This window comes from Sphingomonas sp. (genome assembly GCF_031372575.1).
Lineage (GTDB): Bacteria > Pseudomonadota > Alphaproteobacteria > Sphingomonadales > Sphingomonadaceae > Sphingomicrobium.
The window spans coordinates 14,230-36,183 of sequence record NZ_JANMLM010000005.1; the positions used below are offsets into that span (position 1 = coordinate 14,230).

The following is a 21,954-nucleotide window of genomic DNA, read 5'->3' on the forward strand; positions in this document are numbered from 1 at the left end:
GTGTTGCATCTAGGTTATGGCAGCGAGTGGATCGAGGGGGATTAGTGAAGCCGGTGGCACTGACAATCGAACATGTTGCAGAAGCGGCTGGCGTCTCGCGCCAGACGGTGTCGCGAGTCATCAACAATCGCCCCAACGTCAAGGATGCCGTGCGCCATCGGGTCCGCGCGGCGATCGATCGGCTGGGCTATGTCCCCAATCTCAGTGCGCGGCGGATGGCGGGTGCGCGCTCATACCTCATCCTCGCCGTCAACGATCGCCAGCGGACGCTCGAAAATTGGCAGGCCGGACGCGGCAACGATTGGGTCGACCAGATGCTGTACGGCGGGATGACCGAATGCGAGCGCCATCATTATCACCTGGTGTTCGAACTGATCGACACCGCCGGCGACAAGGCGGTCGCCGACCTTGCTGCAATCACCAGCGCGCTGCGCCCCGACGGGGTAATCCTGACCCCGCCGCATTGCGATGATTCTGCGCTTACCGCCTTGCTTGCCGAACGCGCAATTCCGTGCGCCCGCGTCGGCCATCGCACCGGCGATGGCTGCGTCGATGTGCATATGGATGAGGAAGGCGCGGCGGCGGCGGCGGCGGGGCATTTGCTTGATCTCGGCCATCGCCATCTGGCTTATGTTGCGGGCGCGCCCAATTATGGCAATTCGGCGCGGCGCGTCGCGGGTTTTCGTGCCGCTTTGTCCGCCGCAGGCGCGCCCGAGGGATTGATCGGCAATGGCGACTTCAAGTTCGATACCGCCGCGCGGGTGATCGACGAAATGCTCGGCCGCGCGACCCCGCCGACCGCGATCATCGCCGACAATGACGAAATGGCGTTCGCCGCGCTCCACGTCGCCGATCGCCGCGGGCTCAAGGTGCCGCGCGACCTGTCGGTGGTCAGTTTCGAAGATACGCCGGGCGTGCGTTTCAGCGTGCCGCCATTGACTGCGATCCGCCAGCCGACCGCTGGGATGATCGCCACCGCGTGCAAGCAATTGATCGCGATCAGTCATGGCGACGCCAGCAACGGCATTTTCGAGCTGCCGTTCGAACTGATCCAGCGCGCAAGCACCGGGCCGATCGCGGCGTGACCGGTGCCGCGCCGGGGGCGGCGGCGCGGGCTGAACGATCCTATGTGCTGGCCGTCCTCGGCGCGCACCTCGCCTTCATGCCCTTGTTCGCCTTGCTGCTGCCCCGCCGGGTCAACGACATTGCGCCGGGATCGGCGGTTGCCACGCTCAGCTGGCTGTTGCTGGTTGGCGGAATCGTCGCCAGCGTCGCGCACATCGCGGCGGGCAAATTGAGCGATCATTGGTGCGCGCGCTTCGGCCAGCGGCGCGGGCTGGTGGCGATTGGCACGGCGGCGGTGGTCGGGGCCTACGCGCTGTTTGCGTGGGCGACCGACGTGCGCTCCTTGTTCGCGGCGATCATCGTTTTTCAGCTGGCGCTCAACCTGATGTTCGCGCCGTTGGGGGCGATGCTGACCGATCATGTCGCCGACGAGCGCAAGGGCCGGGTCGCGGCGATGATGAATTCGGCACTTCCCTTGTCCGCCATTGGCACCAGCCTTGCCGCGGCGCTGTTTCCGATCGACGGGGCGGGCGGGTTCCTGTTCGTCGGTGCGCTCAGCGCCGGTACCGCACTGCCGCTGATCCTCACTGCGCATCTCCCGCGTGTCGCGGCAACGCCGCGCGCCGCGGCCGGGCCGATGCTGGCGATCGCGTGGCCCGATTTCGCGCGGGTCTGGGTCGCGCGCCTGCTGATCCAAAGCGGCGCGGCGTTCCTGCTCAACTTCTTCTATCTGTTCGTCGCCAGCCGCCCGGCGATGACCGGATCGGCGGCGTCGCGGGCGTTTGGAATGATGGCCGCGTTGTCGGTGGTCGCGTCGGTCAGCGCGGCGCTGGTGGCGGGGGCCTGGTCCGACCAGCGACGGACCCGCCGCCGGCCGATGATCGGCGGTGCACTGGCCTGCGCGCTGTCGCTCGCGATCCTTGCCGGTGCGGATGGCTGGCCGATGATGATCATCGGCTATGTCCTGTTCAACGCCGGGCTGACGATATTCCTGTCGGCCGATTCGGCGCTGGTCGCGCAATTGCTAGGTGGGCATCCCCGACGCGGCGAATATCTCGGCTATATGAATCTCACCAACACCTTGCCGGCAATCGTCGTCCCGGCGCTCGCGCTCGGCATGCTCGCGCAAACCCCGCAAATCGATTGGTCGCTGGGATTTTCGGGGGCAGGGCTGCTCGCACTGGCGGCCGGGCTGCTGGTGACGCGGATCCGGACGATCGACTGATCCCGGCAATCGCGTTGCAGGCTGGTGACCCCTACGGGAATCGAACCCGTGTTACCGCCGTGAGAGGGCGACGTCCTAACCGCTAGACGAAGGGGCCGTCTGGCCGAGGGGGCGCATATGGTCGAGCCGTGCCGCTCCGTCAACCGACTCACCCGGCGGCGCGCAAGCCCCCGCGCTGCGCCGCGATCCACGCCAGCATCGTCTCCGCAATCCGCGGGCCCGCCTGGCCGTCGCCATAGGGCAGGCTCGGGCGGCTCATCGTCGCGCGCATTGCCGGGTCGGTCAGGCGCATCACCAGCGCGATGATCCGGTCGCGCGTCGTCCCGGCCAGGATCATGTTGCCGCTGGCGATCCCCTCGGGCCCTCGGTCTTGTCGCGCAGCACCAGCAACGGCACGCCCAGTGCCGGCGCTTCCTCCTGCACCCCGCCCGAATCGCTCAGTATAAGGTCGGACGATCGCATCGCCGCAATCATTTCCGCGTGGCTCAGCGGCGCGAGCAATTCGACCGCCTCGTTTGGCCGAACCGCTTTGGTCATGGCCTCGGCGACCGTCGGGTTGGTGTGCAGCACGACCCTGATGCTGACCGCCTCGCGCCGCGCCAGTTGGTTGAGCGCGGCGGCCACGGCGCGCATCGGCTTCCCCCAATTTTCGCGCCGGTGGCATGTCACCAGCAGCCGCAGCCGCCCGCCCGCGACGGACTCACCCGCCGGCTCCAGCCGGTCGAGCACCGCGAACAAGGCGTCGATCCCGGTATTGCCGGTGACGCTGACCACGCCCTGCACATGATCAGCGCGCAAATTGGCGGCGCTGGTCTGGGTCGGGGCGAACAGCAAGCTCGACAAGCGGTCGATGGTGACTCGATTCTGCTCCTCGGGCCACGGCATGGCTGGGTCGAAACTGCGCAGCCCCGCCTCGACATGCGCCACCGGCACGCCCGCCGCAAAGCCGGCCATCGCCCCGCCCAGCGCGCTCGACGTATCGCCTTGCACCACCAGAAGGGCCGGCGGGTCGGCGAGCATCGCGCCCACGGCGCGCGCGACCATGTCCGAATGCGCCATCGGGTTGCGCTGCCCGGGACAATCAAGCGCGACCCGCTCGAACCGGCCGAGCCCATGATCGGCGGGGTCGATCGGATGTTGCCCGGTCAGCAACCGGCGCGGGGCGCAGCCTCTTGCCGCAAGGGCAAAGACGACGGGTGCCAATTTGATCGCTTCCGGGCGGGTTCCGACCACAAGGTCGATACGCGGGTAACTCACATTCCCCCTAGCTCGGCCCCGCGATCATGGCGGCGCCCGCGCCGATGCGCAAGCTGGCGTTAGCAATTGACCCGCTATAGAAAGGTCGTGAAGGCGCGCTTCGAACGATGCGCCGTCCGGGGGGATAGAGTGATACGGTCTTCAACGTCGGCAGGCGCTCAATGCTGATTGCGCAAATCACCGATTTGCACATCGGCTTCGACCGCGACAATCCGCACGAGCTCAATATTCGCCGGCTCAACCTGGTGATCGACCAGCTCAACGCGATGACTCCCAAGCCCGATTTGCTGATCGTCAGTGGCGATCTGGTCGAAAATGGCGATGACCAGCGCGCCTATCGCCACATGGAATCCCTGGTCAAGCGCTGGCAGGGGCCCTTGCTGTGGGCGGTCGGCAATCACGACAGCCGCGATGGCCTGCGCGCCGTGCTGCCCGAAGTCCCGCTCGATGAGAATGGCTTCATCCAATATGAGGCCGAGTATGGCGGCCTGCGCTTTGTCGTCGTCGACACGCTCGATGTAGGCCGTCACGGCGGCATGGTGTGCGAGGCGCGGGCGAAATGGCTCAAGGCCCGCCTGCGCGAGAAACCCGACGTCCCGACGGTCATCGTCATGCACCATCCGCCGGTCGATACCGGGATCGAATGGATGAGCGCCTTGTCGTGCGAAGAATGGGTGATGCGGGTGGAGAAAGTGATCCGCCCCGCCAAACAGGTCGTTGCCATCATCGCCGGCCACGTCCATCGCCCGATCGCCACCGGCTTTGCGGGCAAAAGGCTGGTGGTCTGCGCCTCGACCGCTCCATTGGTCGCGCTCGATCTGGAGGCGGTCGACCCGCTCCACCCTGACGGCCGCGCCCTGATCATCGGCGACGCGCCGGCTTACGCCATCCATTACTGGGACGGCACCACCTTCCTCAGCCATTTCGAAATCGCCGGCCCGCGCAACGTGATCGCGACCTACAGCAGCAACCTCCAGCCGATGATGAAGGCGTTCCTGGAGGAAAGAGGGACGGGGTGAGGGATGGGGGCGCTCGCGACCCGTTGCAGACATTAGGCCCAAGTGGCACGAGGCGCACCATGCACAATGGCAATGACGACCTCTTGGATGCGAAAACAATCCAGAAGAAGGTAAAATCCCTCGCTCACCAATTAGGCCGAGAGGACTTCACTATCGCAAGCCGACCAAGGGGTGACGGCTCGCCCTACATTGAAGTGGGAGATGCCTACTACTTCATCGTCGAGGAACGTGGCGTTGAGCTTGAGAGGCGAAAGACCGGCGATTTGGATGAGCTTCTCTACTGGGCTATGCGAGCCTTAACCTTCTCCTTGTCGTGGGAGTACGAGTTGCGCAATCGGAGTGAAGGAGCGGACAGTCGGAGACAAGCCTTCGCCAAGGAACTCGAACTGCCGGAGTTACTGTCGCCCGCGTGGGCCAAGCGACGCGGGGCCGAATATGAGGAGATCTTGAGGACCAATCCTTTCCACGACAGCTAAAGTTCGCTCCCCACTCATTCCCGCCCCTACCGAAAATTGTCGGCGTAGGCCTGTAGCTTGAGCACCACCGGCGGGGCGGGGATGATGTGGACGTCATAGCCCTTGGTCTTGGCATAGGCCAACGCCTCGTCCTTGCTGTCGAAGCTCAGGCGCAGCTGGGTTTCGGTGTCGCCGCTTCCGGCCCATCCGGTCAGCGGATCGGGCTTGAGCGCCTCTTTGCGCTCGATCTCGAGCGTCCAGCGGCCGGCCTTGGCCTTGCCCGACTGGGTGGTCTTGCGTTGCTCTTCGATGATCCGTGCGGTCGTCATGGCGGATCGATTGGCGCAAGGGCGGCGCGGAATCAAGTCGCGAGTGTCAGCTTCTTGGGCGCTTGGTCCGCAGCGTCGGCGGCGCGCTCGCCGGATCGTCGGGCCACGGGTGCCGCGGGTAGCGACCGCGCATTTCCTTCGCCACCTCGCGCCATGATCCGGCCCAGAAAGCGGGCAGATCGCGAGTCGTCTGGATCGGCCGGTGCGCCGGGCTGGTGATCGCCAGCGTCAGCGGCACCCGCCCGCCGCCGACCATCGGATGCGCTTTCAGCCCGTAGAGCGCCTGCGCGCGAACCTCGACCGTCGGGCCGCCCGGCGCAGCATAGTCGATCGGATGGCCCGCGCCCGCTGGCGAGGTGAAATGCGTTGGCGCGAGCTTGTCGATCGCCTGCGTCGCCGGATAGCCGAGCAGCCCGTCGAGCGCATGGCGAAGCGCGCCTGGGTCGAGCGTATCGAGCCGCCGCTTGCCGCTCAGCAACGGCGCGAGCCATTCGTCGAGCCGCTTCAGCAACGCCGCATCGCCCAGATCGGGGACCGCCGCATCATGCCCCCGCGCGAACCCCGCCCGCTGGCGAAGCGCGACCGCGCTGTCGCTCCACGGCAATATCGCCAGCCCATGCCGCTTTACCGCCGCAAACAACCCCGCCTCGATCGCCGCCTGGTCGGGCTTGGGGTCAGGCGCCGACGATAATCGGATTGAACCCAGCCGCCGGCCTTTAGTGGCGCTGATCGCCGACGTCGCGGGGTCGAACCGAACCTCGGTAAACGCCTCGATCGCATCGCCGAACAAATCCTCGACATCGCTCAACTCAATCGCCGCTGCACTAAGAATCCGCGCGCCAGAAGCCGCCCCCGCCACCTCGGCCACCGCCAGCCACTCGCTCCGCGCCAATGGCGACGCCGGATCCAGCCGAAACCCGCGCCCGCCGACCGACTGCCACTGCTCGCCGGAAGAATCACGGCGCCGCGACAGGCGCTCGGGGAAGGCTAGGGCGATGGCGAGGGCGAGGCTATATTCTCCCCTCCCTCTTTCAGGGAGGGGTTGGGGGTGGGTGCGCCGCAGGCGCCTCGCTTCGCTCGTACCCACCCCTAGCCCCTCCCTTGAAGTAGGGAGGGGAACTGATCGCGCCCACCGCCCCGCCATCCTTCTCGCCGCCTCGGCCCGCACCCCGCGATCCCCCCGCCAGCGCCGGTGCCGCACCTCGAGATCCGCGTCATTCCCGCCCAGTCCGCGCTCGGTCAGCAGCACAGCGACCTCCGCCGCCGCTTCCCCGAACCCGCGCGCCCGCGCTTCAATCAGCATATGCGCCAGCCGCGGGTCGAGCGGGATCGCCGCCACGGCTTTGCCATGCGCCGTCAGCCGCCCGTCGCCGTCCACCGCCCCGATCCGCACCAGCCGTGCCCGCGCTTCGTCGAGCGCCGCAGCGGGCGGCGCGTCGAGGAACGGCAGCCGCGCTGGGTCGCGCTCGCCCCACTGCAGGCACGTTAGCAATAAGCTCGACAGATCGGCTTCTAGAATCTCCGGCGGATCGTGCGCGGGGAGCGCAGCAGTCGCCGCTTCCTCCCACAATCGGATCGCCACCCCCGGCGCCTGCCGCGCCGCGCGCCCGGCGCGCTGGGTAATCGCCGCCTGGCTTGCCCGCTCGGTCACCAGCCGGGTCAGCCCCGCACCACGATCGTAACGCGGCCGCCGCGCCAGTCCGCTGTCAATCACGATCCGCACGTCGTCCAAGGTCAGGCTGGTCTCGGCGATGCTGCTCGCCAGCACCAGCTTGCGCGTCCCCGGTGCGGGCGGGGCAAGCGCGGCGCGCTGGGCGGCTGGATCAATCTGCCCGTGCAGCCGGTGGAGCACGACATTCGACGGGAGATTGCCAAGCGCCTCCGCCGTTCGCTCAATCTCCGCCACCCCCGGCAAAAACGCCAGCAATGACCCGTCATGCTCGCTTAGCGCGCGGCGGATCGCGCCCGCCATCTGCGGCTCGATCCGCGCCCTAGGGTCGCGCCCGTCGTACAGGATGCTGAGCGGATAGCTCTTGCCCTCGCTCTCGATCTTGGGCGGCTCGCCGAGCAAGCCCGCAAACCGCGCGCTATCCAACGTCGCCGACATCGCCACGATCCTGAGATCAGGCCGCAATTCAGCCGCCGCATCCAGCGTCAGCGCCAGCGCCAGATCGCTGTCGAGGCTGCGCTCATGCACTTCGTCGAACAGCAATGCCGAAACCCCTGCCAGCTCCGGATCGCCTTGTAATCGGCTAAGAAAAACTCCGTGGGTCATCGCGATCACCCGGCTCGCCTTGCCCACCTTGCTGTCGAGCCGCGTGATATAGCCAACCGCCGCTCCGACCGCCTCGCCGCGCTCTTTCGCCATGAACTCGGCGGCCGATCGCGCCGCCAGCCGCCGCGGGACGAGCAGCAGCACCTGTCCATCGCACCATGCCTCGCCGAGCAACGCCGGTGCCACCCGCGTCGTCTTGCCCGCCCCCGGCGGCGCGACCAGCAACGCCCGCGACCCATCGCGCAGCGCAGTCAGCAACTCGGGCAGGACATCGTCGATCGCGAGGCGGGTCAACCGACTATTGCGGTATCTCGACATGCCCGCCGAAGCCGAACCGCATCGCGCTCAGCAATTGGTCGGCATAGCTATATTCGACCCGGCTTCGGTAGCGCGCGAACAGGCTCGCGGCGAGCACGTCGATCGGCACAGATTCCTCCATCGCCGCATCGATGGTCCAGCGTCCTTCGCCCGAATCCGCGACCCGGCCGGAAAATTGCTTGAGGCTGGGGTCCTTGGCCAAGGCGATCGCGATCAGGTCGAGTAGCCACGATGAAATCACGCTCCCGCGCCGCCACACTTCGGCGATGTCGCTCAGGTTTAGATCGAACTTCTCGCCATCGGGAAGCCCGTCATTGTTGCGGTGCTTCAGGATGTCGAAGCCCTCGGCATAGGCCTGCATGATGCCATATTCGATGCCGTTGTGGACCATCTTGACGAAGTGCCCGGCGCCCGATGGTCCGGCGTGGATATAGCCTTTTTCGGCGAGCCATTCGGTCGGTGCGGTATCGGCGCGTGCAGTCCGCGGGATCGTCCCCTCACCCGGTGCCAGCGTGGTCAGGATTGGCCCAAGTGCATCGACCGCCTCCTTCGGCCCGCCGACCATCATGCAATAACCGCGATCGAGCCCCCACACCCCGCCCGACACGCCGACATCGACGTAATGAATCTGTTGTCCGGCGAGCGATTTGCCGCGCCGCACATCGTCTTTCCAGAAGCTGTTGCCGCCATCGATGACGATGTCGCCCGGCTTGGCCAGCGCCGCAATCTGGCCGACCACGCCCTCGGTAATCTCGCCTGCGGGAAGCATCACCCAAAAGATTGCCGGACTGCTGAGCTTGCCTGCCAGTTCGTCAAGGCTCGCCGCGCCGGTCGCGCCCTCGTTGACGAGACCGGCCACTGCCGCTGGGTCGCGGTCATAGGCGACGACGTCATGCCCGCCGCGCATCAGCCGCCGCGCCATGTTGCCGCCCATCCGCCCAAGCCCGATCATGCCGAGTTTCATGCCCGCTTCCTTCTCTCGCTTAAAGCGCCATAGCAGCCGTGATGCCGACGGTCATGCCGACGGTTCGTTCCAGCCGAATACATCCTCCAGCCCGACCCCGAACAGGCGTGCAATGCGGAAACTGGTTTCAAGGCTCGGGGAGTAGCGACCCTGCTCGATGGCGATAATCGTCTGGCGGGTGACTCCGACAGCGCCTCCCAGCGCGGCCTGACTCATCTGGCTGTGCTGTTCACGCAGTTCGCGGACTCGGTTGGTGATCGGTGGCCGCTTGGACATGGCTCAAACTGATCGCCGAAAGAACAGGATTTGCGCGCCATATTCCGCGATCTGGCTAAGGATAAGACAGGTCAGGACGATATGGAACATCTTGCTTCCATCTTGCGTGACAATGAATTGGCCCAGTCCAACGACCACGCCGCTAGCAAGCACATATGACGCGAAATGCCCCGCCTTGTCGGTAATCTGTCGTTCGCGTTCGTCAGCGGGGGTCAGTGCCTCTCCCGGTGATGCAATTGCCAAAATCACCTGCGTCGCGATCGACCCGACGATTGCAATCAGCACAAACACAATCGCGGCGGTGGCAGGTGGGGCACCGGCAGACGCAATCAGGGTAATGTAAACCGCCCCTGCCACTAACAGCAGGGCACCCATTGCCCACGCAGATTTTTCGCGAAACGACATCTGGAAACTCCTTCATGTAAAAATTCTTTTACACAAATGGAGAAGATTAACACTCTTGTCAAATATTTTTTACATCAATCAATACGCTCGCGCCACCGCAAATTCTGCCGCTTCGACCATCGCCGCCTTCGCGCGTCCGTTGGGGAAAGGGGCAAGTGCGTCGATTGCGCGGCGGGCGTACAGCCGCGCGCGTTCCATCGTGTCGGCCAGCGCGCCGCTCGACCCGACCAGTCTGATCGCTTCGGCCAAATCCTCGTCCGAGGCACGGGTGCCGGCCATCGCCGCCGCCCAGAAGGCGCGCTCGGGCTCGCTGCCCCGGGCATAGGCCAGGATCACCGGCAGGGTCATCTTGCCGTCGCGAAAGTCGTCGCCCTGGCCCTTGCCCATCGTCGCCGCGTCGGACGAATAATCGATCGCATCGTCGACCAACTGGAAGGCAACGCCAAGGTTGCGGCCGAAGCTGTCGAGCGCCGCCTCGGCCTCGTCGCCCGCCTCGGCCACGACCGGCGCGATCCGGCACGCGGCGGCGAACAAGGCGGCGGTCTTGGCGGCGATGATGCTTAGATAATGATCCTCGTCGGTGTCGATTCGCCGCTGGGCGGTCAACTGGTCGACCTCGCCCTCGGCGATCACCGCGCTGGCGTGGCTCAAAATCTTGAGCACCTTCAAACTGCCGTCCTCGACCATCAGTTCGAACGCGCGGGAAAACAGGAAGTCGCCGACCAATACGCTCGCCGGGTTGCCCCAGATCAGGTTGGCGGCGGTCTTGCCGCGCCGCATCCCCGATCCGTCGACGACATCGTCGTGGAGCAGGGTCGCGGTATGGATGAATTCGACGGCGGCGGAGAGCTTGTGGTGTCGGGTTCCGGGATAATCGCACAACGCCGCGCTCGCCAGCGTCAGCATCGGCCGCATCCGTTTGCCGCCACCCGCGATCAAATGGCCGGCCAGCTCGGGGATCAGCGCGACTTTGGACTGCATCCGGTCGAGGATTACGGCATTGACGGCATTCATGTCGGCAGCGACGAGCTGGACCAAAGGCTCGAGGCTCGGCTCGCCGCGATCGTTGAGGCTGTGGACGGTCGCGGACACGGTCGCTGCCCTAGCGGCCCGAACGCGGCTTGGCCAGCACCGGATCGCTGGCGGCAACCGGCGCTTCGGGCAGGCTGAGCGTCACCAGCAGCCCGCCCAGGTCCTCGCTTTCGCTCAAGGCCACCGACCCGCCGTAAATCTCGACCACGTCGCGGACGATGGCGAGGCCAAGGCCGGTGCCGGGCTTGCCGGTGGTGTCGAGCCGCGCGCCGCGGTCGAAGATCGCTTGGCGCTCGGCGGCGGGGATGCCCGAGCCGTCATCCTCGACCTCGATCGCCACCAGCCCGGCGGCGGCGCGTGACACGGTGACGAACACCCGCCCGCCACCATATTTGGCGGCATTTTCGATCAGATTGCCGAACATTTCGTCGAGATCCTGCCGCTCGACCCTGACGGCGGCGGTGCGGTCGCCATCGATATCGACGGTTACCGCCGGGTACAGCCGCGACACCGCCCGTTCGACCGCTTCCAGGCTGTCCCACACCGTCGCGCGGGCCTGCGCCGATGATCGGCGGCCGATCGCGCGGGCGCGGGCCAGATGGTGATCGACCTGCCGCCGCATCGTCGTCGCCTCGCGGCAGACGGTGTCGGCCAGATCGGGCGCCTGCGCGGTGGCAGCGTTGGTGATCACGGTCAGCGGGGTCTTGAGCGCATGCGCCAAATTGCCCGCGTGACGCCACGCTTCCTCGGCTTGCTCCTCGCCATGCGCCAGCAGCGCATTGATCTCCTGAACCAACGGATCGACCTCGCGCGGGAAATTTTCGGCGATTCTTTGCTGGCGGCCGGTGCGGATCGCGATCACCTCGGTCCTCACCCGGCGCAATGGCCACAGCCCGTAACTCGCCTGCAACGCCACCAGAACCAGCAGGCCAAGCCCGAGCGCGGCCAGGCTGCGGATCAACGTCTTGCGGAACTCGCCGATCTGCCGGTCGAGGATTTCGCGCGATTGCGCCACCTGGAAGCGCCACCGCACCGACGATCCGGGCAGGATCACGTCGCGTTCGACCACCCGCAACGGCTCGCCCGCAAATTCGGGGCTGTCGTAATGATGAAGCTCGATGTCTTTGTGCCCCGATTCGACCTTCAGCCGCCGGTCCCACAGCGAGCGCGACGGAAACGCATCGGTGCCAGCACCCGAAATCTGGAAATAAATCCCCGAATAAGGCTCGAGAAAGCGTTGGTCGGCGGGCGCGCGGCTGAATTTCACTTCGCCGTCGGGGCCGATCTCGGAGCTCGCGATCAGCGCCTTGTTGAGAATATATTCGAGCTGCTTGTCGAACGTCTCGACCAAGGATCCAGTGAGCACCCGATCAAGCGCGAACCCGCCACCGAGCAGCAACACCCCGATCCACAGCGCCGCCACCCCGATCAGCCGCCGGGTAAGCGATGTCATGCCGCGCCGTTCCCTCACGACCGGCTCGGCCGGGAGGGCATTGTTCAAGCGGCGGGGTCCTCGAGGCTATAGCCGAGGCCGCGGATGGTGGTGATCGTGTCGGCACCCAGTTTCTTGCGGATTCGCGTCACGAACACTTCGATGGTGTTCGAATCGCGATCGAAATCCTGGTCGTAAATATGCTCGATCAGTTCGGTCCGGCTGACCACCTTGCCCTTGTGGTGCATCAAATAGGACAGCAATTTATATTCCTGCGCGGTCAGCTTGATCGGCTCCCCGGCGCGGCTGACCTTGCCCGATCGCGTGTCGAGGCGGATGTCGCCCGCCACCAGCTCCGAACTCGCATTGCCCGACGCACGGCGGATCAGCGCCCGCAGGCGCGCGATCAATTCCTCAGTCTGGAACGGTTTCGCCAGATAATCGTCGGCGCCGGCATCGAGGCCCGCGACCTTGTCCGACCAGCTGTCGCGCGCGGTCAGCACCAGCACGGGCATCTTGCGGCCTTCCTTTCGCCAGCGATCGAGCACGGTCAGCCCGTCGACTTCGGGCAGGCCGAGATCGAGCACCACCGCGTCATATTGTTCGGTCTGGCCGAGATAATGGCCGTCTTCGCCGTCGGTGGCGAGGTCGACGGCATAGCCCGCGCCTTCCAGCGTGGAGCGCAACTGGCGACCGAGATTGGGTTCGTCCTCGACGATCAGGACCCGCATTGAGATATTCCCCTGCAAAATTCGTTTCGCGTGCTTAACACATGCCAAGCTGAACGGTTGCTTGGTTCAGCGCAAGCAAGACAAGATTGGGAACGACAGGGCGAAAGAATCAGGCGTTTAGCGCGAGCGCCCGACGATTCGGCCGGTCGCGGCATCGACGTCGACCCAGATCACGCGGCCATTGCGCATGAACTTCAGCCGATACGTCTCGCCGCGAAATTCGGGGCCGAGATATTCGGCGTCGCCAAACTCGCGCGCGACCCGGTCGCGGATCTGCGGCAAGGGAATGGCGCGACCTTCGGTGGTGGCGCGGAACGCCTGGTCCTGGTCGCGCGGACGGTCGGCCAGCGCCGGGCCGGTCAGGAAGCCTGCTGCAAGCGCAGCGGCAAGGAGGGGACGCAACATGGTCATAAACAAATCTTTCTGTGCCGCCTTCCTACGGGCCAAGCTTTGAATGACTTATGAATGGGCTGATTGCTATCATTCATGGGGCCACGTGACGACTGCTTAATGCTGGGCTAGGCGCTGGCGCATGGCACCCCCCATCTTATCCTATGAAAAACTCGGCCTCCACCAGGGCGAAGGTTGGCTGTTTCGCGATCTCGACCTCTATGTCGGCCCGCGTGACCGGCTGGCGCTAATCGGCCGCAATGGCGCGGGCAAGACCACCCTGCTCAAATGCCTCGCGGGGACGATCGAGACCGATCTCGGGCAGCGGACCATCGTTCCGGGCACGCGAGTCGTCCTGCTCGAGCAGGATCCCGACATGACCGCATATCCGACGCTCGAAGATTGGGTGCTGGGCGGGGAGGGGCCGCCGCAACCGCACGAGGCCGCTTCTATCGCCGACCAGATCGGAATCGACCTCGCCCGCCCGACCGCCACGGCCAGCGGCGGCGAGCGCCGCCGCGCAGCGATCGTCCGTGCCTTGGCGCAGGACCCCGACGTTCTCCTGCTCGACGAGCCGACCAACCATCTCGATCTTGGCGCGATCGACTGGCTCGAACAATATTTGATGCGTTTCAAGGGCGCGTTCATCGTCATCAGCCACGATCGCACGTTCTTGGCGCGGCTAACCAAAAGCTGCATCTGGCTTGACCGCGGCAGCCTTCGCCGGGCGGAAATCGGGTTCGGCGGGTTCGATGCCTGGACCGAGGCGGTCTATGCCGAGGAAGAACGCGCCGCCGACAAGCTCGACGCCAGGTTGAAGCTCGAGCTCCACTGGCTCCAGCGCGGAGTCACCGCGCGGCGCAAGCGCAACCAGGGCCGCCTCGCCAAGCTCCACGAAATGCGCGCCCAGCGCGCTGCAATGCTCGGGCCGGCCGGTGCCGCCAAGCTCGGCCTCGCGCGCGATGACGTGAAGACCAAGGTCGTGATCGACGCGGAAGCTGTCACCAAATCGTTCGATGACCGCACCATCATCCGCGACTTCTCGCTCCGCATCACACGCGGTGACCGCATCGGGTTGGTCGGCGCCAATGGCACTGGCAAGACTACCTTGCTCAAATTGCTCAACGGTGAGCTCGCCCCCGACAGTGGCAAGGTGACCAAGGCCAAGTCGCTCTCGGGCATCGTCATCGACCAGCAGCGCAAACTGATGTCGCCCGAGCGCCGCGTCCGCGATGTGCTGGCGGAGGGCGGCGACTGGATCGAGGTGCGCGGGGTCAAGAAGCACATCAAGGGCTATTTGAAGGAATATCTGTTCGACCCGTCGCTGACCGAGGCGCCGATCGGTACCTTGTCCGGCGGCGAGCGGTCGCGCCTGTTGCTCGCCCGCGAATTCGCGAGAGCATCCAACCTGCTGGTACTCGACGAGCCGACCAACGATCTCGACCTCGAAACCCTCGACCTGCTGCAGGAAGTGATCGCCGACTATGACGGCACCGTCCTCATCGTCAGCCACGACCGCGACTTCCTCGACAAGACGGTTACCGTCACGCTCGGCCTCGATGGATCGGGCAAGGTCGACATCGTCGCCGGCGGTTATGAGGATTGGGTGAAACGAAAAACCGCGCCCGTCCCCCGCGCTCCGGCGAAAGCCGGAGCCTTGGCGGGCACGAATACAAAGTCTTCCCCGGTCAGCAAGAAGCTAAGCTTCAAAGACCAGCGCGATCTCGATCGGCTCCCGGCCGAAGTCGAGCGCCTCGAACGCGAAATCGCCGCCGCCGAAACCGCGCTCCACGATCCCGATCTGTTCATGAAGCATCCCGACAAATTCGCCGCCTTGACCAAAAGCATCGATTCCAAGCGCGCCGAAAAAGACGCCGCCGAAGCGCGCTGGCTCGAAGTCGCGGAAATGGCCGAAGCGTTGGCCGCCTAGGGCCGCGTTTCGGGCATCCACCACAGCACCGGCAGCACCGCCACCGCCACCACCGCGATCATGATCCCGGGCATCACCGCCAGGCCGGTCGCGCCGATCAGCGCCTGCGCGCCCCACGGCGTCAGCCCACCGAAAATCGCGGTCGCGCTGGTCGCGCCCAGGGCCAGCCCGGTCAGTCGCCCTTCGCCGCCGACCAGTTCCGCCGTCGTCACCGCGCCGACCGCGCTGACCCCGCCGGCAACGCACGCCAGCACGATCGCACCGACCAGTGCGGTGGCGGCCGATCCGCTGGCCATCATCGAGAACATCGTGATCGGCAGCAAGGCGCTTAGCACCGCAAGCCCGATCAGCACCGGCCGGCGTCCCCAGCGGTCGGACGCCAGGCCGGTCAGCGGAGTCACCAAAATCACCGCCACCGCGGCAATCGTCGCCAGCCACAATGCGACCGTCTCGCTCTGTGCCCCCGCCGACGCAAGGAAAGCGGGGACGTAACCGATCCCGACATAATAAGTGATCGACCCCAGCGCCGAAATCGCGAAGCCCCGCGCAATCCCGGGGCGATGGTGGGTCAGCGCGTGGCGCAGCGGATGCGTCGGCACACTATCGGCGGCGCGTTGGCGCTCGAATTCGGGCGATTCTTCCATTGCCGAGCGTGCGATCCACACGCTCAGCGCCAGCGCCGCCCCAACGAAGAACGGAATCCGCCAGCCCCACGAGTCGAGGTCGGCGCCGCTGAAACTGCTCACCGTCAGCGCCGACACCCCGACCGCGAGCAGCCCGCCGACCTCGCTCGCCGCCGCCGCCAGCGAGGTGATCAGCCCGCGCCGCCCGGCCCGCGCCCCTTCGAGCAGATACGCGACCACGCCGGTATACTCGCCGCCGACCGCAAACCCCATCACGCAGCGCAGCAACAGGAGGAGCACCCCCGCCAGCGGCCCAATCTGCGCTCGCGTCGGCAGCAGCGCGATCGCCAGCATCGCCGCCGACATCAATGCCACCGACAGCAGCATCGCGCGCCTTCGCCCGTAGCGGTCGCCGATATGCCCGAAGAACAATGCCCCTAGCGGCCGCAGCAGATACGCCACTGCAAAGCCGGCCAGCGTTACCGCCAGCGACCCCGCGCCACCGCCAAAGAACACCCGCGACAAGATCGTCGCGAAATAGAGGTAGAGCGTGAAATCATACCATTCGACGATCGTCGAGAAGGCCGCGATGACCGTCGACCCGCGCGACACGGGCCGATGCGTCAGCTCAGCCGCGGCGGCGGGCATAGATCAGCAAACCAACCCCGATCACCGCGAGGATCGCCCCGCGCAACGCCCACGGCCGCTGGTCGAGCATGAAGCTCGAGGCCGGCCATTGGACATAACCCAGCCCTTGCCCGATCCACAGCAACCCCATCAGCAATGCGGCCACCCCCGCAATCGCCAGTCCGGTTTTCATCGTATCACCCCTTCATCATCTGCGCCGCCGTGCGCTCCCTGATCCGCGCCTGCAACAAGGTCAGCGGCATTGCGCCATCCTTGAGCACCTCGTGGAATTGCTTGAGATCGAACTTGGCACCGAGCGACGTCTCCGCTTCGGCCCGCGCGCGGGTCCAGGCCATGTGGCCGACCTTGTAGCTGCAGGCCTGGCCCATCTGGGTGCAATAACGCTCGACTTCGCGCAGCACGCGGGGGCGGGCAAAGCCGGTTGCGCCGACCATGTAATCGACCGCTTTCTCGCGGCTCCAGCCTTTTGAATGTAGCCCCGTGTCGACCACCAACCGGCTGGCGCGGAACAGGAACGACTGCAGGAAGCCGGCTTTTTCAATGCCGCTGTAGGCGCCCAGTTCGTCGGCCACCTGCTCGGCATAAAGCGCCCAGCCTTCCGAATAAGCCGAGAAACCGCCGAGCTTGCGCAACGTCGGGATATCCTTGGATTGCTGCGCCAGGCTGATCTGCAAATGATGCCCCGGCGAGCCCTCGTGATAGGTCAGCGCGGGGAGCGAATATTTGGGCCAGTCGCCGACGTCCTTCAAATTGATGTAATAGATCGCCGGACGCGCGCCATCGAGCGACGCGTTGCGATAATAACCGTTCGACGCGCCGTCCTGGATTTCGACCGGCACCGCGCGGATCTCGAGCGGCTGGGTCGGCAAGGTCGCGAAGGCGCGCGGCAGGCGGCCCTTCATGTCCTCGACCCCGGCATTCAGGCTGGCGATCAGCGCCGCGCGGCCCTCGGGCGTGTTGGTGTAGAGCTGGTCAGCACGGCGATTGAGCTGGTCGAGCCGCTCGCCGACGCTGCCTTGGAACAATCCCGCGCCCTTCAGGATGACGTCGAGCTGTCCGCTGATCTCGGCCACCTGGGCGAGGCCGAGGCGATGGACTTCGTCGGGCGTGTAATTGGTTGTCGTCGCCTGCTTCAGCGCGGCGGCATAAATCGCCTCGCCATTGGGCAGACGCCGGGCACCATCGCCGGGCCGCGACGTCGAGCGCAGGCTTTCCATCAACGCGATCTGCCGGTCGAGCGCGGGATAGATGTCCTTGTCGACGATAACGGCCGCTCGCGCCGCCCAGTCGCCGGGGATATTCTTGGCCGCGGCGCGCTTGGCGATCGACTGGACCAACCCGCTGTCCGCCGCCGGTGCAGAACGCAATTTCTTCATCTGGCCGAGCGTAAGGTCGATCGACCAGGCCGGGGCGAGGAAGCCGCGCGCCGCCTGCGCCTTCTGCTCGGCGCTGTCATTGTCGATCAACGTATCGACCAAAGCGAGACGCGACAGATAGGCCTCAGCGTCAGCGGCGGTGTCGATCGTATGGCTCGAATTGAGGAAGTCGGGGGTCGAGAAATAGACTCCGCCTTGCTGGAAAATGGGGTAGGGGCGCTGGACGCTGCCGATGCCGAATTTCTCGGTGGCGATCATGCCGCTTTCGGCCTGGTAGATGATGACGTCGCGGTTGAGCTTGCCCGACGATGACAAGGTCGCCGGGTTGATCGCTTTGACCGCCGCCAAGTCGCGCTTGTTGCGGACCAGATCCTCGGCCCGCGCGCGGGCGTCGGGCCTTGTGTCGAACTGGCCTTTCAACGCCGCGAGCGGCCCCTTGTCGAGACCCAGGCCAGTGGCAAAGCTCGGGTTGCGTTTGACCCGGTCCATGAAGATTTTTTCGAGCAAGGCGTTGAGCTTGGCATCGCCCGGCGTCGCCCGATTGCGTTTGGCGGGCAGGGCAATTGAAGTGCCGCCGATCGACAGGCCGACAGCGGCGACGCTGGTCGTGGTAAGGAACTGGCGGCGGTCCATCTTATTCTCCCGAATGTCGTGTCGGGAAAGACTAGCCTCGCGCCGCGCCGCCGCAAGCCCGTTGGTCGAATAAGGCGCTACGCTTGCAGTTGATATTGCTTGATCAGGTCATACAAAGTCGGGCGGCTGATGCCGAGCAGCTTGGCGGCGCCCGAAATATTATTGTCGGTCCGCGCCATCGCCTGGCGGATCGCGCGGCGGTCGGCGACTTCGCGCGCGGCGCGCAAGTTGATTGCTGGCGATTGCTGCTCTGGCTGACGCTGGCCAAGGTCCAGATCGGCCGCGCCGATGGTCCGCGCATCGGCCATGATCACCGCACGCTTGATGCGATTCTCCAGCTCGCGGACATTGCCCGGCCAAGTGTGCGCGTCGATCGCCTCGGCCGCATCGGGACCGAGCCCCTGCACCTTGGGGTTCATCGACCGCGCGAACCGGGTGACGAAATGCCGCGCCAATAGCACCGCATCGCCGGGCCGCTCGGCCAGGCTCGGGATCATCACCACAATCTCCGCCAGCCGGTAATAAAGGTCGTCGCGGAAACGCCCCGCCGCGATCATCGATTCCAGATCCTGGTGGGTCGCACAGACGATCCTGGTGTCGACCGCGATCATGCTCCGCCCGCCGATCCGTTCGATCACCCGCTCCTGCAGGAAGCGCAGCAATTTGACTTGCAGCGGCAGCGGAATGTCGCCGACCTCGTCGAGGAACAAGGTCCCGCCCTGCGCTTGCTCGATCTTGCCGGGGGTGGTCTTGATCGCCCCGGTGAACGCCCCGCGCTCATAGCCGAACAATTCGGCCTCGAGCAGATTTTCGGGGATTGCGGCGCAGTTGATCGCGACGAATTCGCCGCGCTTGCGCGGGCTTAGTTCATGCACCGCCTTGGCCAGCAATTCCTTGCCGGTCCCGCTCGCGCCGAGCAGCATCACCGATACATCGGCCAGCGCCACCCGCTCGATCGTCCGCGCCACCTTGAGCATTTCGGGGGACGCGGTGATGATCGACCCGAGCACCGTCGTCGGATCGCCGCCGCCCGCCTCGAGCCGGCGGTTCTCGGCCTCGATCTCGTGCAGGTGAAACGCCCGCGCGACGATCAGCCCGAGGTCGTCGATATCGACCGGCTTGCGATAGAAATCATACGCCCCGAGCGCGATCGCGCGAAGCGCACTTTCGCGCGCGCCGTGGCCCGAGGCGACAATCACCTTGGTATCTGGCTTGATCGCGAGAATTTCGCTCAGCGTCGCAAAGCCCTCGCTCGTCCCGTCGGGGTCGGGCGGCAGGCCAAGGTCGAGTGTCACCACGGCGGGTTCGTGCAGCCGCAACAGGTCGATCGCCTGGCGCCGAGTCGTCGCCTGGACGACGCGATAGCCCTCATAAGCCCATTTCAGCTGGCGCTGCAGGCCTTCGTCATCCTCGACGATCATCAGGACGGGGAGGTGTTTGTCGTCGGTCATGCGCTCTTCCGTGTTAATTCGGTGATCGGTCGGCATTCCGGCAAATGGATGGTGAAGCGGCTGCCCTTGCCCGGCCGGCTATCGATTGACAGTCGCCCGCCCATCGCCGCGATCAGGCTTCGTGCTTCAAATGCGCCGACCCCGAAGCCGCCCTTCTTGGTCGATGCGAATGGCTGGAACAGGCGGGTGCGGATGAAGTCCGAATCCATCCCCGGCCCCAAGTCGATGATCGCCACCGTCACCTCGTCGCCGTCGCCGCCCATCCGCACCGTCACCGGCTGCAACGGCGCGCTGGCGTCGACCGCATTCTGCAGCAGATGGCCGATCGCTTGTTCGAGCAGCAAGGGATCGGCCAGCACCAAATGATTGCCATCGCCGGCCAGCGCGATGTCGTGGCTCGCCCGCCGGCTCGCGACCAACGCCGCGACCAGTGGCCGCAGCGGGGTCGGCTCGAGCTTGGCCGGGCGCTGGTCGGAGCCGGGCGACAAGCGGGCGAGCAGATCGGTCATCTTGCCGACCGACGATCGCAACGTCGCGATCATGTCGGTGCGGAACTCGGGATTGTCGGCATGGCGCTCGGCATTGCGTGCGACCAAAGACAATTGGCTGACCAGATTCTTGATGTCGTGCAGGATGAACGCGAAGCGGCGGTTGAACTCGTCGAACCGTTGCGCCTGCGCCAGTGCCTGCTGGCCATGGGCTTCGGCCAGGCTGCTTGCCGCCTGCCGCCCGGCGGTCTTGAGCAGGTCGAAATCCTCCCAGTCGAGCACGCGGCGGAATTCGGGCGCGGCGAGCAACACCAGCCCGATCAGCCGCCCGCCATGCGCCAGCGGGATTCCGCACCACGCCTTTTTGTCCCCGGCCAGCCACGCCGGCACCGGCAACGATGATCCGCCGCTTGCATCGCCGCGCCGAAGTGCATCGATCTCGAGGATCCGGGGATCATGCTCAAGCTCGGCCCAGCGCGCCTGGTCGAGCCCGTCGCTGCTAAACCCTGCGCCATCCCATTTCCACGCCGCCGCCTGGGTCACTTCGCCGCGCTCGTCGGCCACCAGCAGCATCCCGCCGGGGCAATCGAGGATGTCGGCAAACGCCTCGATCACCCGTTCGCCAAGCGGCGCGACATCGGCCCCGGATCGCCCCAGCGTGTCGGCAAAGCGCAGCCATTCGGTGCGATAATCATAGCGATGCTCGAACAGATGCTTAGACAATTTGACCTTGGCCCAGGCCCGCGCGCGCGGACTCGGCAGCAGTACCATCGCCGCCACCGTCATCGCGCTCAGCATCGCCACCAGGATCGGCCGCGACCAGTCCAGCCCGGTCCCGCGAAGCGCGGTGGCAAGGATCGTCATGGTCGCGAAATAGGCACAGATGGCGAGCAGGCTGAGCGACTGGAACGTCGCCGCGCGCGACAGGCGGATTTTCCACCCGTCGGCGCGCCCGGCACCGATCGCGAACAGTGGCGCGGTCAGCGCGACCATCACCCCGCGCCATTCGGCTAGCCCAATGCTCGCTTTGGGCTCGAGATACGCCAGCGTGTACAAGTTGAGGTCATAGCCCCAGGTCGCCACCAGCGCGAGCAGGGTCGCGCCGATCGCGTGGCGGCTGGCACTGTCGGCCTGGCCGTAAAGATTGTGGATCAGCACCAGCAGCCCCGCGGCGGCGGTGATCCGCAACAAGGTCGCGGTCGCCGCCAGTGGCGCGTCATGGACCGCAATCAGCGGCAGGATATCCGCCACCAGCTGGATGCCCAGCAATGCGCCGACCGCACCATAGACCAGCCGCACCCCGCGCTGCCGCTCGACCGCTTCGCCCCCGCTGGTCAAACTGTGGAGCAGTGCCAGCCAGGTGAAATTGCGAAATGTCTCGGCCAGATTGGCAAGCGGAGTCCCCGGCGCGATCGCGCCCAGCCACGCCCAGCAGGCGGTCAGCGCGAATCCGGCGAGCATCAGCCGCTGCGCCGGAAGCCGCACGCCGGCCTTCAACCGCCACCCGATCAGCGCGAGGAACAGCAACGCGGCAATCGCCTGCGCTGGAAAGGCTACCCAGCCCTCCATCACCCGGATACTGTCAATTTCACCGACATGGGCGCCACTGTCGGATAAATTTACAAACAAACT

Annotated in this window: 21 protein-coding genes and 1 tRNA gene; 5 read left to right on the forward strand and 17 right to left on the reverse strand. The window is 65.8% G+C overall.

Going from position 1 to position 21,954, the window contains the following annotated elements:
• Positions 1-53 precede the first annotated feature (53 nt).
• Positions 54-1,085, forward strand: a complete 1,032-nt coding sequence (locus tag RMN73_RS00305) for a LacI family DNA-binding transcriptional regulator (RefSeq protein ID WP_309601323.1) — start codon at positions 54-56, stop codon at positions 1,083-1,085.
• Positions 1,082-2,290, forward strand: coding sequence for an MFS transporter (locus RMN73_RS00310; RefSeq protein WP_309601324.1), 1,209 nt, complete (start codon positions 1,082-1,084; stop codon positions 2,288-2,290). Before RMN73_RS00305 ends, RMN73_RS00310 begins: the two co-directional genes overlap by 4 nt.
• A gap of 22 nt (positions 2,291-2,312) precedes the next feature.
• Here the strand turns inward: RMN73_RS00310 and RMN73_RS00315 are convergent.
• The 3 genes from RMN73_RS00315 to wecB all read right to left on the reverse strand — a co-directional run bounded on the left by RMN73_RS00315 (position 2,313) and on the right by wecB (position 3,547).
• Positions 2,313-2,387 (reverse strand) — tRNA-Glu (locus tag RMN73_RS00315).
• Between the two features lie 51 nt (positions 2,388-2,438).
• Positions 2,439-2,627, reverse strand: coding sequence for a hypothetical protein (locus RMN73_RS00320; protein ID WP_309601325.1), 189 nt, complete (start codon positions 2,625-2,627; stop codon positions 2,439-2,441).
• Positions 2,624-3,547 carry a non-hydrolyzing UDP-N-acetylglucosamine 2-epimerase gene (gene wecB, locus RMN73_RS00325; RefSeq protein WP_309601326.1) on the reverse strand — a complete coding sequence of 308 codons (924 nt, stop codon included), beginning with the start codon at positions 3,545-3,547 and terminating at the stop codon, positions 2,624-2,626. The genes RMN73_RS00320 and wecB overlap by 4 nt, the downstream gene beginning before the upstream one ends.
• A gap of 161 nt (positions 3,548-3,708) precedes the next feature.
• Between wecB and RMN73_RS00330 the strand changes: the two genes are divergently transcribed.
• Positions 3,709-4,566: a phosphodiesterase gene (locus RMN73_RS00330; RefSeq protein WP_309601327.1), complete on the forward strand. Its 858-nt coding sequence runs from the start codon at positions 3,709-3,711 to the stop codon at positions 4,564-4,566.
• A gap of 59 nt (positions 4,567-4,625) precedes the next feature.
• Entirely contained in the window at positions 4,626-5,042 is a 417-nt protein-coding gene (locus tag RMN73_RS00335; protein WP_309601328.1) for an Imm63 family immunity protein, read from the forward strand.
• A gap of 26 nt (positions 5,043-5,068) precedes the next feature.
• On the opposite strand, the gene RMN73_RS00340 is transcribed toward RMN73_RS00335, so the two are convergent.
• From RMN73_RS00340 to RMN73_RS00380, 9 genes are all read right to left on the reverse strand, one after another.
• Positions 5,069-5,350, reverse strand: coding sequence for an NADH dehydrogenase ubiquinone Fe-S protein 4 (locus RMN73_RS00340; protein WP_309601329.1), 282 nt, complete (start codon positions 5,348-5,350; stop codon positions 5,069-5,071).
• A 46-nt stretch (positions 5,351-5,396) separates the two neighbouring features.
• Complete coding sequence (gene hrpB / locus RMN73_RS00345; protein WP_309601330.1) at positions 5,397-7,943, reverse strand: ATP-dependent helicase HrpB; 2,547 nt, start codon at positions 7,941-7,943, stop codon at positions 5,397-5,399.
• On the reverse strand, positions 7,924-8,907 hold the full coding sequence (gene gnd, locus RMN73_RS00350; RefSeq protein WP_309601331.1) for a phosphogluconate dehydrogenase (NAD(+)-dependent, decarboxylating): 984 nt from the start codon (positions 8,905-8,907) through the stop codon (positions 7,924-7,926). The genes hrpB and gnd overlap by 20 nt, the downstream gene beginning before the upstream one ends.
• Before the next feature lie 51 nt (positions 8,908-8,958).
• The gene (locus RMN73_RS00355; protein ID WP_309601332.1) at positions 8,959-9,183 is read right to left on the reverse strand and encodes a helix-turn-helix transcriptional regulator; all 225 of its coding nucleotides are present in this window, start codon (positions 9,181-9,183) and stop codon (positions 8,959-8,961) included.
• Between the two features lie 3 nt (positions 9,184-9,186).
• A complete protein-coding gene (locus RMN73_RS00360) occupies positions 9,187-9,588 on the reverse strand; it encodes a hypothetical protein (RefSeq protein WP_309601333.1) in 402 nt (133 codons plus the stop codon).
• 78 nt (positions 9,589-9,666) lie between these two features.
• Complete coding sequence (locus tag RMN73_RS00365) at positions 9,667-10,680, reverse strand: polyprenyl synthetase family protein (protein WP_309601334.1); 1,014 nt, start codon at positions 10,678-10,680, stop codon at positions 9,667-9,669.
• 10 nt (positions 10,681-10,690) lie between these two features.
• Positions 10,691-12,052, reverse strand: coding sequence for an ATP-binding protein (locus tag RMN73_RS00370; protein ID WP_309601360.1), 1,362 nt, complete (start codon positions 12,050-12,052; stop codon positions 10,691-10,693).
• A 65-nt stretch (positions 12,053-12,117) separates the two neighbouring features.
• Positions 12,118-12,783, reverse strand: coding sequence for a response regulator transcription factor (locus tag RMN73_RS00375; RefSeq protein WP_309601335.1), 666 nt, complete (start codon positions 12,781-12,783; stop codon positions 12,118-12,120).
• Between the two features lie 117 nt (positions 12,784-12,900).
• Positions 12,901-13,188 (reverse strand): PepSY domain-containing protein, encoded by a 288-nt coding sequence (locus RMN73_RS00380; RefSeq protein WP_309601336.1) that lies wholly within the window; start codon positions 13,186-13,188, stop codon positions 12,901-12,903.
• A gap of 127 nt (positions 13,189-13,315) precedes the next feature.
• On the opposite strand from RMN73_RS00380, the gene RMN73_RS00385 reads away from it, so the two are divergent.
• Positions 13,316-15,103, forward strand: a complete 1,788-nt coding sequence (locus RMN73_RS00385; protein WP_309601337.1) for an ATP-binding cassette domain-containing protein — start codon at positions 13,316-13,318, stop codon at positions 15,101-15,103.
• On the opposite strand, the gene RMN73_RS00390 is transcribed toward RMN73_RS00385, so the two are convergent.
• The 5 genes from RMN73_RS00390 to prsK form a co-directional block, all read right to left on the reverse strand.
• Entirely contained in the window at positions 15,100-16,374 is a 1,275-nt protein-coding gene (locus RMN73_RS00390; RefSeq protein ID WP_309601338.1) for an MFS transporter, read from the reverse strand. The two genes, RMN73_RS00385 and RMN73_RS00390, sit on opposite strands and share 4 nt — an antisense overlap.
• A complete protein-coding gene (locus RMN73_RS00395) occupies positions 16,355-16,546 on the reverse strand; it encodes a hypothetical protein (RefSeq protein ID WP_309601339.1) in 192 nt (63 codons plus the stop codon). The genes RMN73_RS00390 and RMN73_RS00395 overlap by 20 nt, the downstream gene beginning before the upstream one ends.
• Positions 16,547-16,550: 4 nt before the next feature.
• Positions 16,551-18,383 (reverse strand): DUF885 family protein, encoded by a 1,833-nt coding sequence (locus RMN73_RS00400; RefSeq protein ID WP_309601340.1) that lies wholly within the window; start codon positions 18,381-18,383, stop codon positions 16,551-16,553.
• 77 nt (positions 18,384-18,460) lie between these two features.
• A complete protein-coding gene (prsR, locus tag RMN73_RS00405) occupies positions 18,461-19,834 on the reverse strand; it encodes a PEP-CTERM-box response regulator transcription factor (protein ID WP_309601341.1) in 1,374 nt (457 codons plus the stop codon).
• Complete coding sequence (prsK, locus tag RMN73_RS00410) at positions 19,831-21,891, reverse strand: XrtA/PEP-CTERM system histidine kinase PrsK (protein ID WP_309601342.1); 2,061 nt, start codon at positions 21,889-21,891, stop codon at positions 19,831-19,833. Before prsK ends, prsR begins: the two co-directional genes overlap by 4 nt.
• Between the last annotated feature and the right edge of the window lie 63 nt (positions 21,892-21,954).

Excerpts from the sequence above, each read along its gene's own strand:
- hrpB (WP_309601330.1), bottom strand. The coding sequence starts at position 7,943 with ATGTCGAGATACCGCAATAGTCGGTTGACCCGCCTCGCGATCGACGAT.
- RMN73_RS00360 (WP_309601333.1), bottom strand. The coding sequence starts at position 9,588 with ATGTCGTTTCGCGAAAAATCTGCGTGGGCAATGGGTGCCCTGCTGTTA.
- RMN73_RS00400 (WP_309601340.1), bottom strand. The coding sequence starts at position 18,383 with ATGGACCGCCGCCAGTTCCTTACCACGACCAGCGTCGCCGCTGTCGGC.
- RMN73_RS00330 (WP_309601327.1), top strand. The coding sequence starts at position 3,709 with ATGCTGATTGCGCAAATCACCGATTTGCACATCGGCTTCGACCGCGAC.
- gnd (WP_309601331.1), bottom strand. The coding sequence starts at position 8,907 with ATGAAACTCGGCATGATCGGGCTTGGGCGGATGGGCGGCAACATGGCG.
- RMN73_RS00355 (WP_309601332.1), bottom strand. The coding sequence starts at position 9,183 with ATGTCCAAGCGGCCACCGATCACCAACCGAGTCCGCGAACTGCGTGAA.
- RMN73_RS00340 (WP_309601329.1), bottom strand. The coding sequence starts at position 5,350 with ATGACGACCGCACGGATCATCGAAGAGCAACGCAAGACCACCCAGTCG.
- RMN73_RS00390 (WP_309601338.1), bottom strand. The coding sequence starts at position 16,374 with ATGCCCGCCGCCGCGGCTGAGCTGACGCATCGGCCCGTGTCGCGCGGG.
- RMN73_RS00335 (WP_309601328.1), top strand. The coding sequence starts at position 4,626 with ATGCACAATGGCAATGACGACCTCTTGGATGCGAAAACAATCCAGAAG.
- RMN73_RS00375 (WP_309601335.1), bottom strand. The coding sequence starts at position 12,783 with ATGCGGGTCCTGATCGTCGAGGACGAACCCAATCTCGGTCGCCAGTTG.
- RMN73_RS00385 (WP_309601337.1), top strand. The coding sequence starts at position 13,316 with ATGGCACCCCCCATCTTATCCTATGAAAAACTCGGCCTCCACCAGGGC.
- prsK (WP_309601342.1), bottom strand. The coding sequence starts at position 21,891 with ATGGAGGGCTGGGTAGCCTTTCCAGCGCAGGCGATTGCCGCGTTGCTG.
- RMN73_RS00380 (WP_309601336.1), bottom strand. The coding sequence starts at position 13,188 with ATGTTGCGTCCCCTCCTTGCCGCTGCGCTTGCAGCAGGCTTCCTGACC.
- RMN73_RS00395 (WP_309601339.1), bottom strand. The coding sequence starts at position 16,546 with ATGAAAACCGGACTGGCGATTGCGGGGGTGGCCGCATTGCTGATGGGG.
- prsR (WP_309601341.1), bottom strand. The coding sequence starts at position 19,834 with ATGACCGACGACAAACACCTCCCCGTCCTGATGATCGTCGAGGATGAC.
- RMN73_RS00320 (WP_309601325.1), bottom strand. The coding sequence starts at position 2,627 with ATGATCCTGGCCGGGACGACGCGCGACCGGATCATCGCGCTGGTGATG.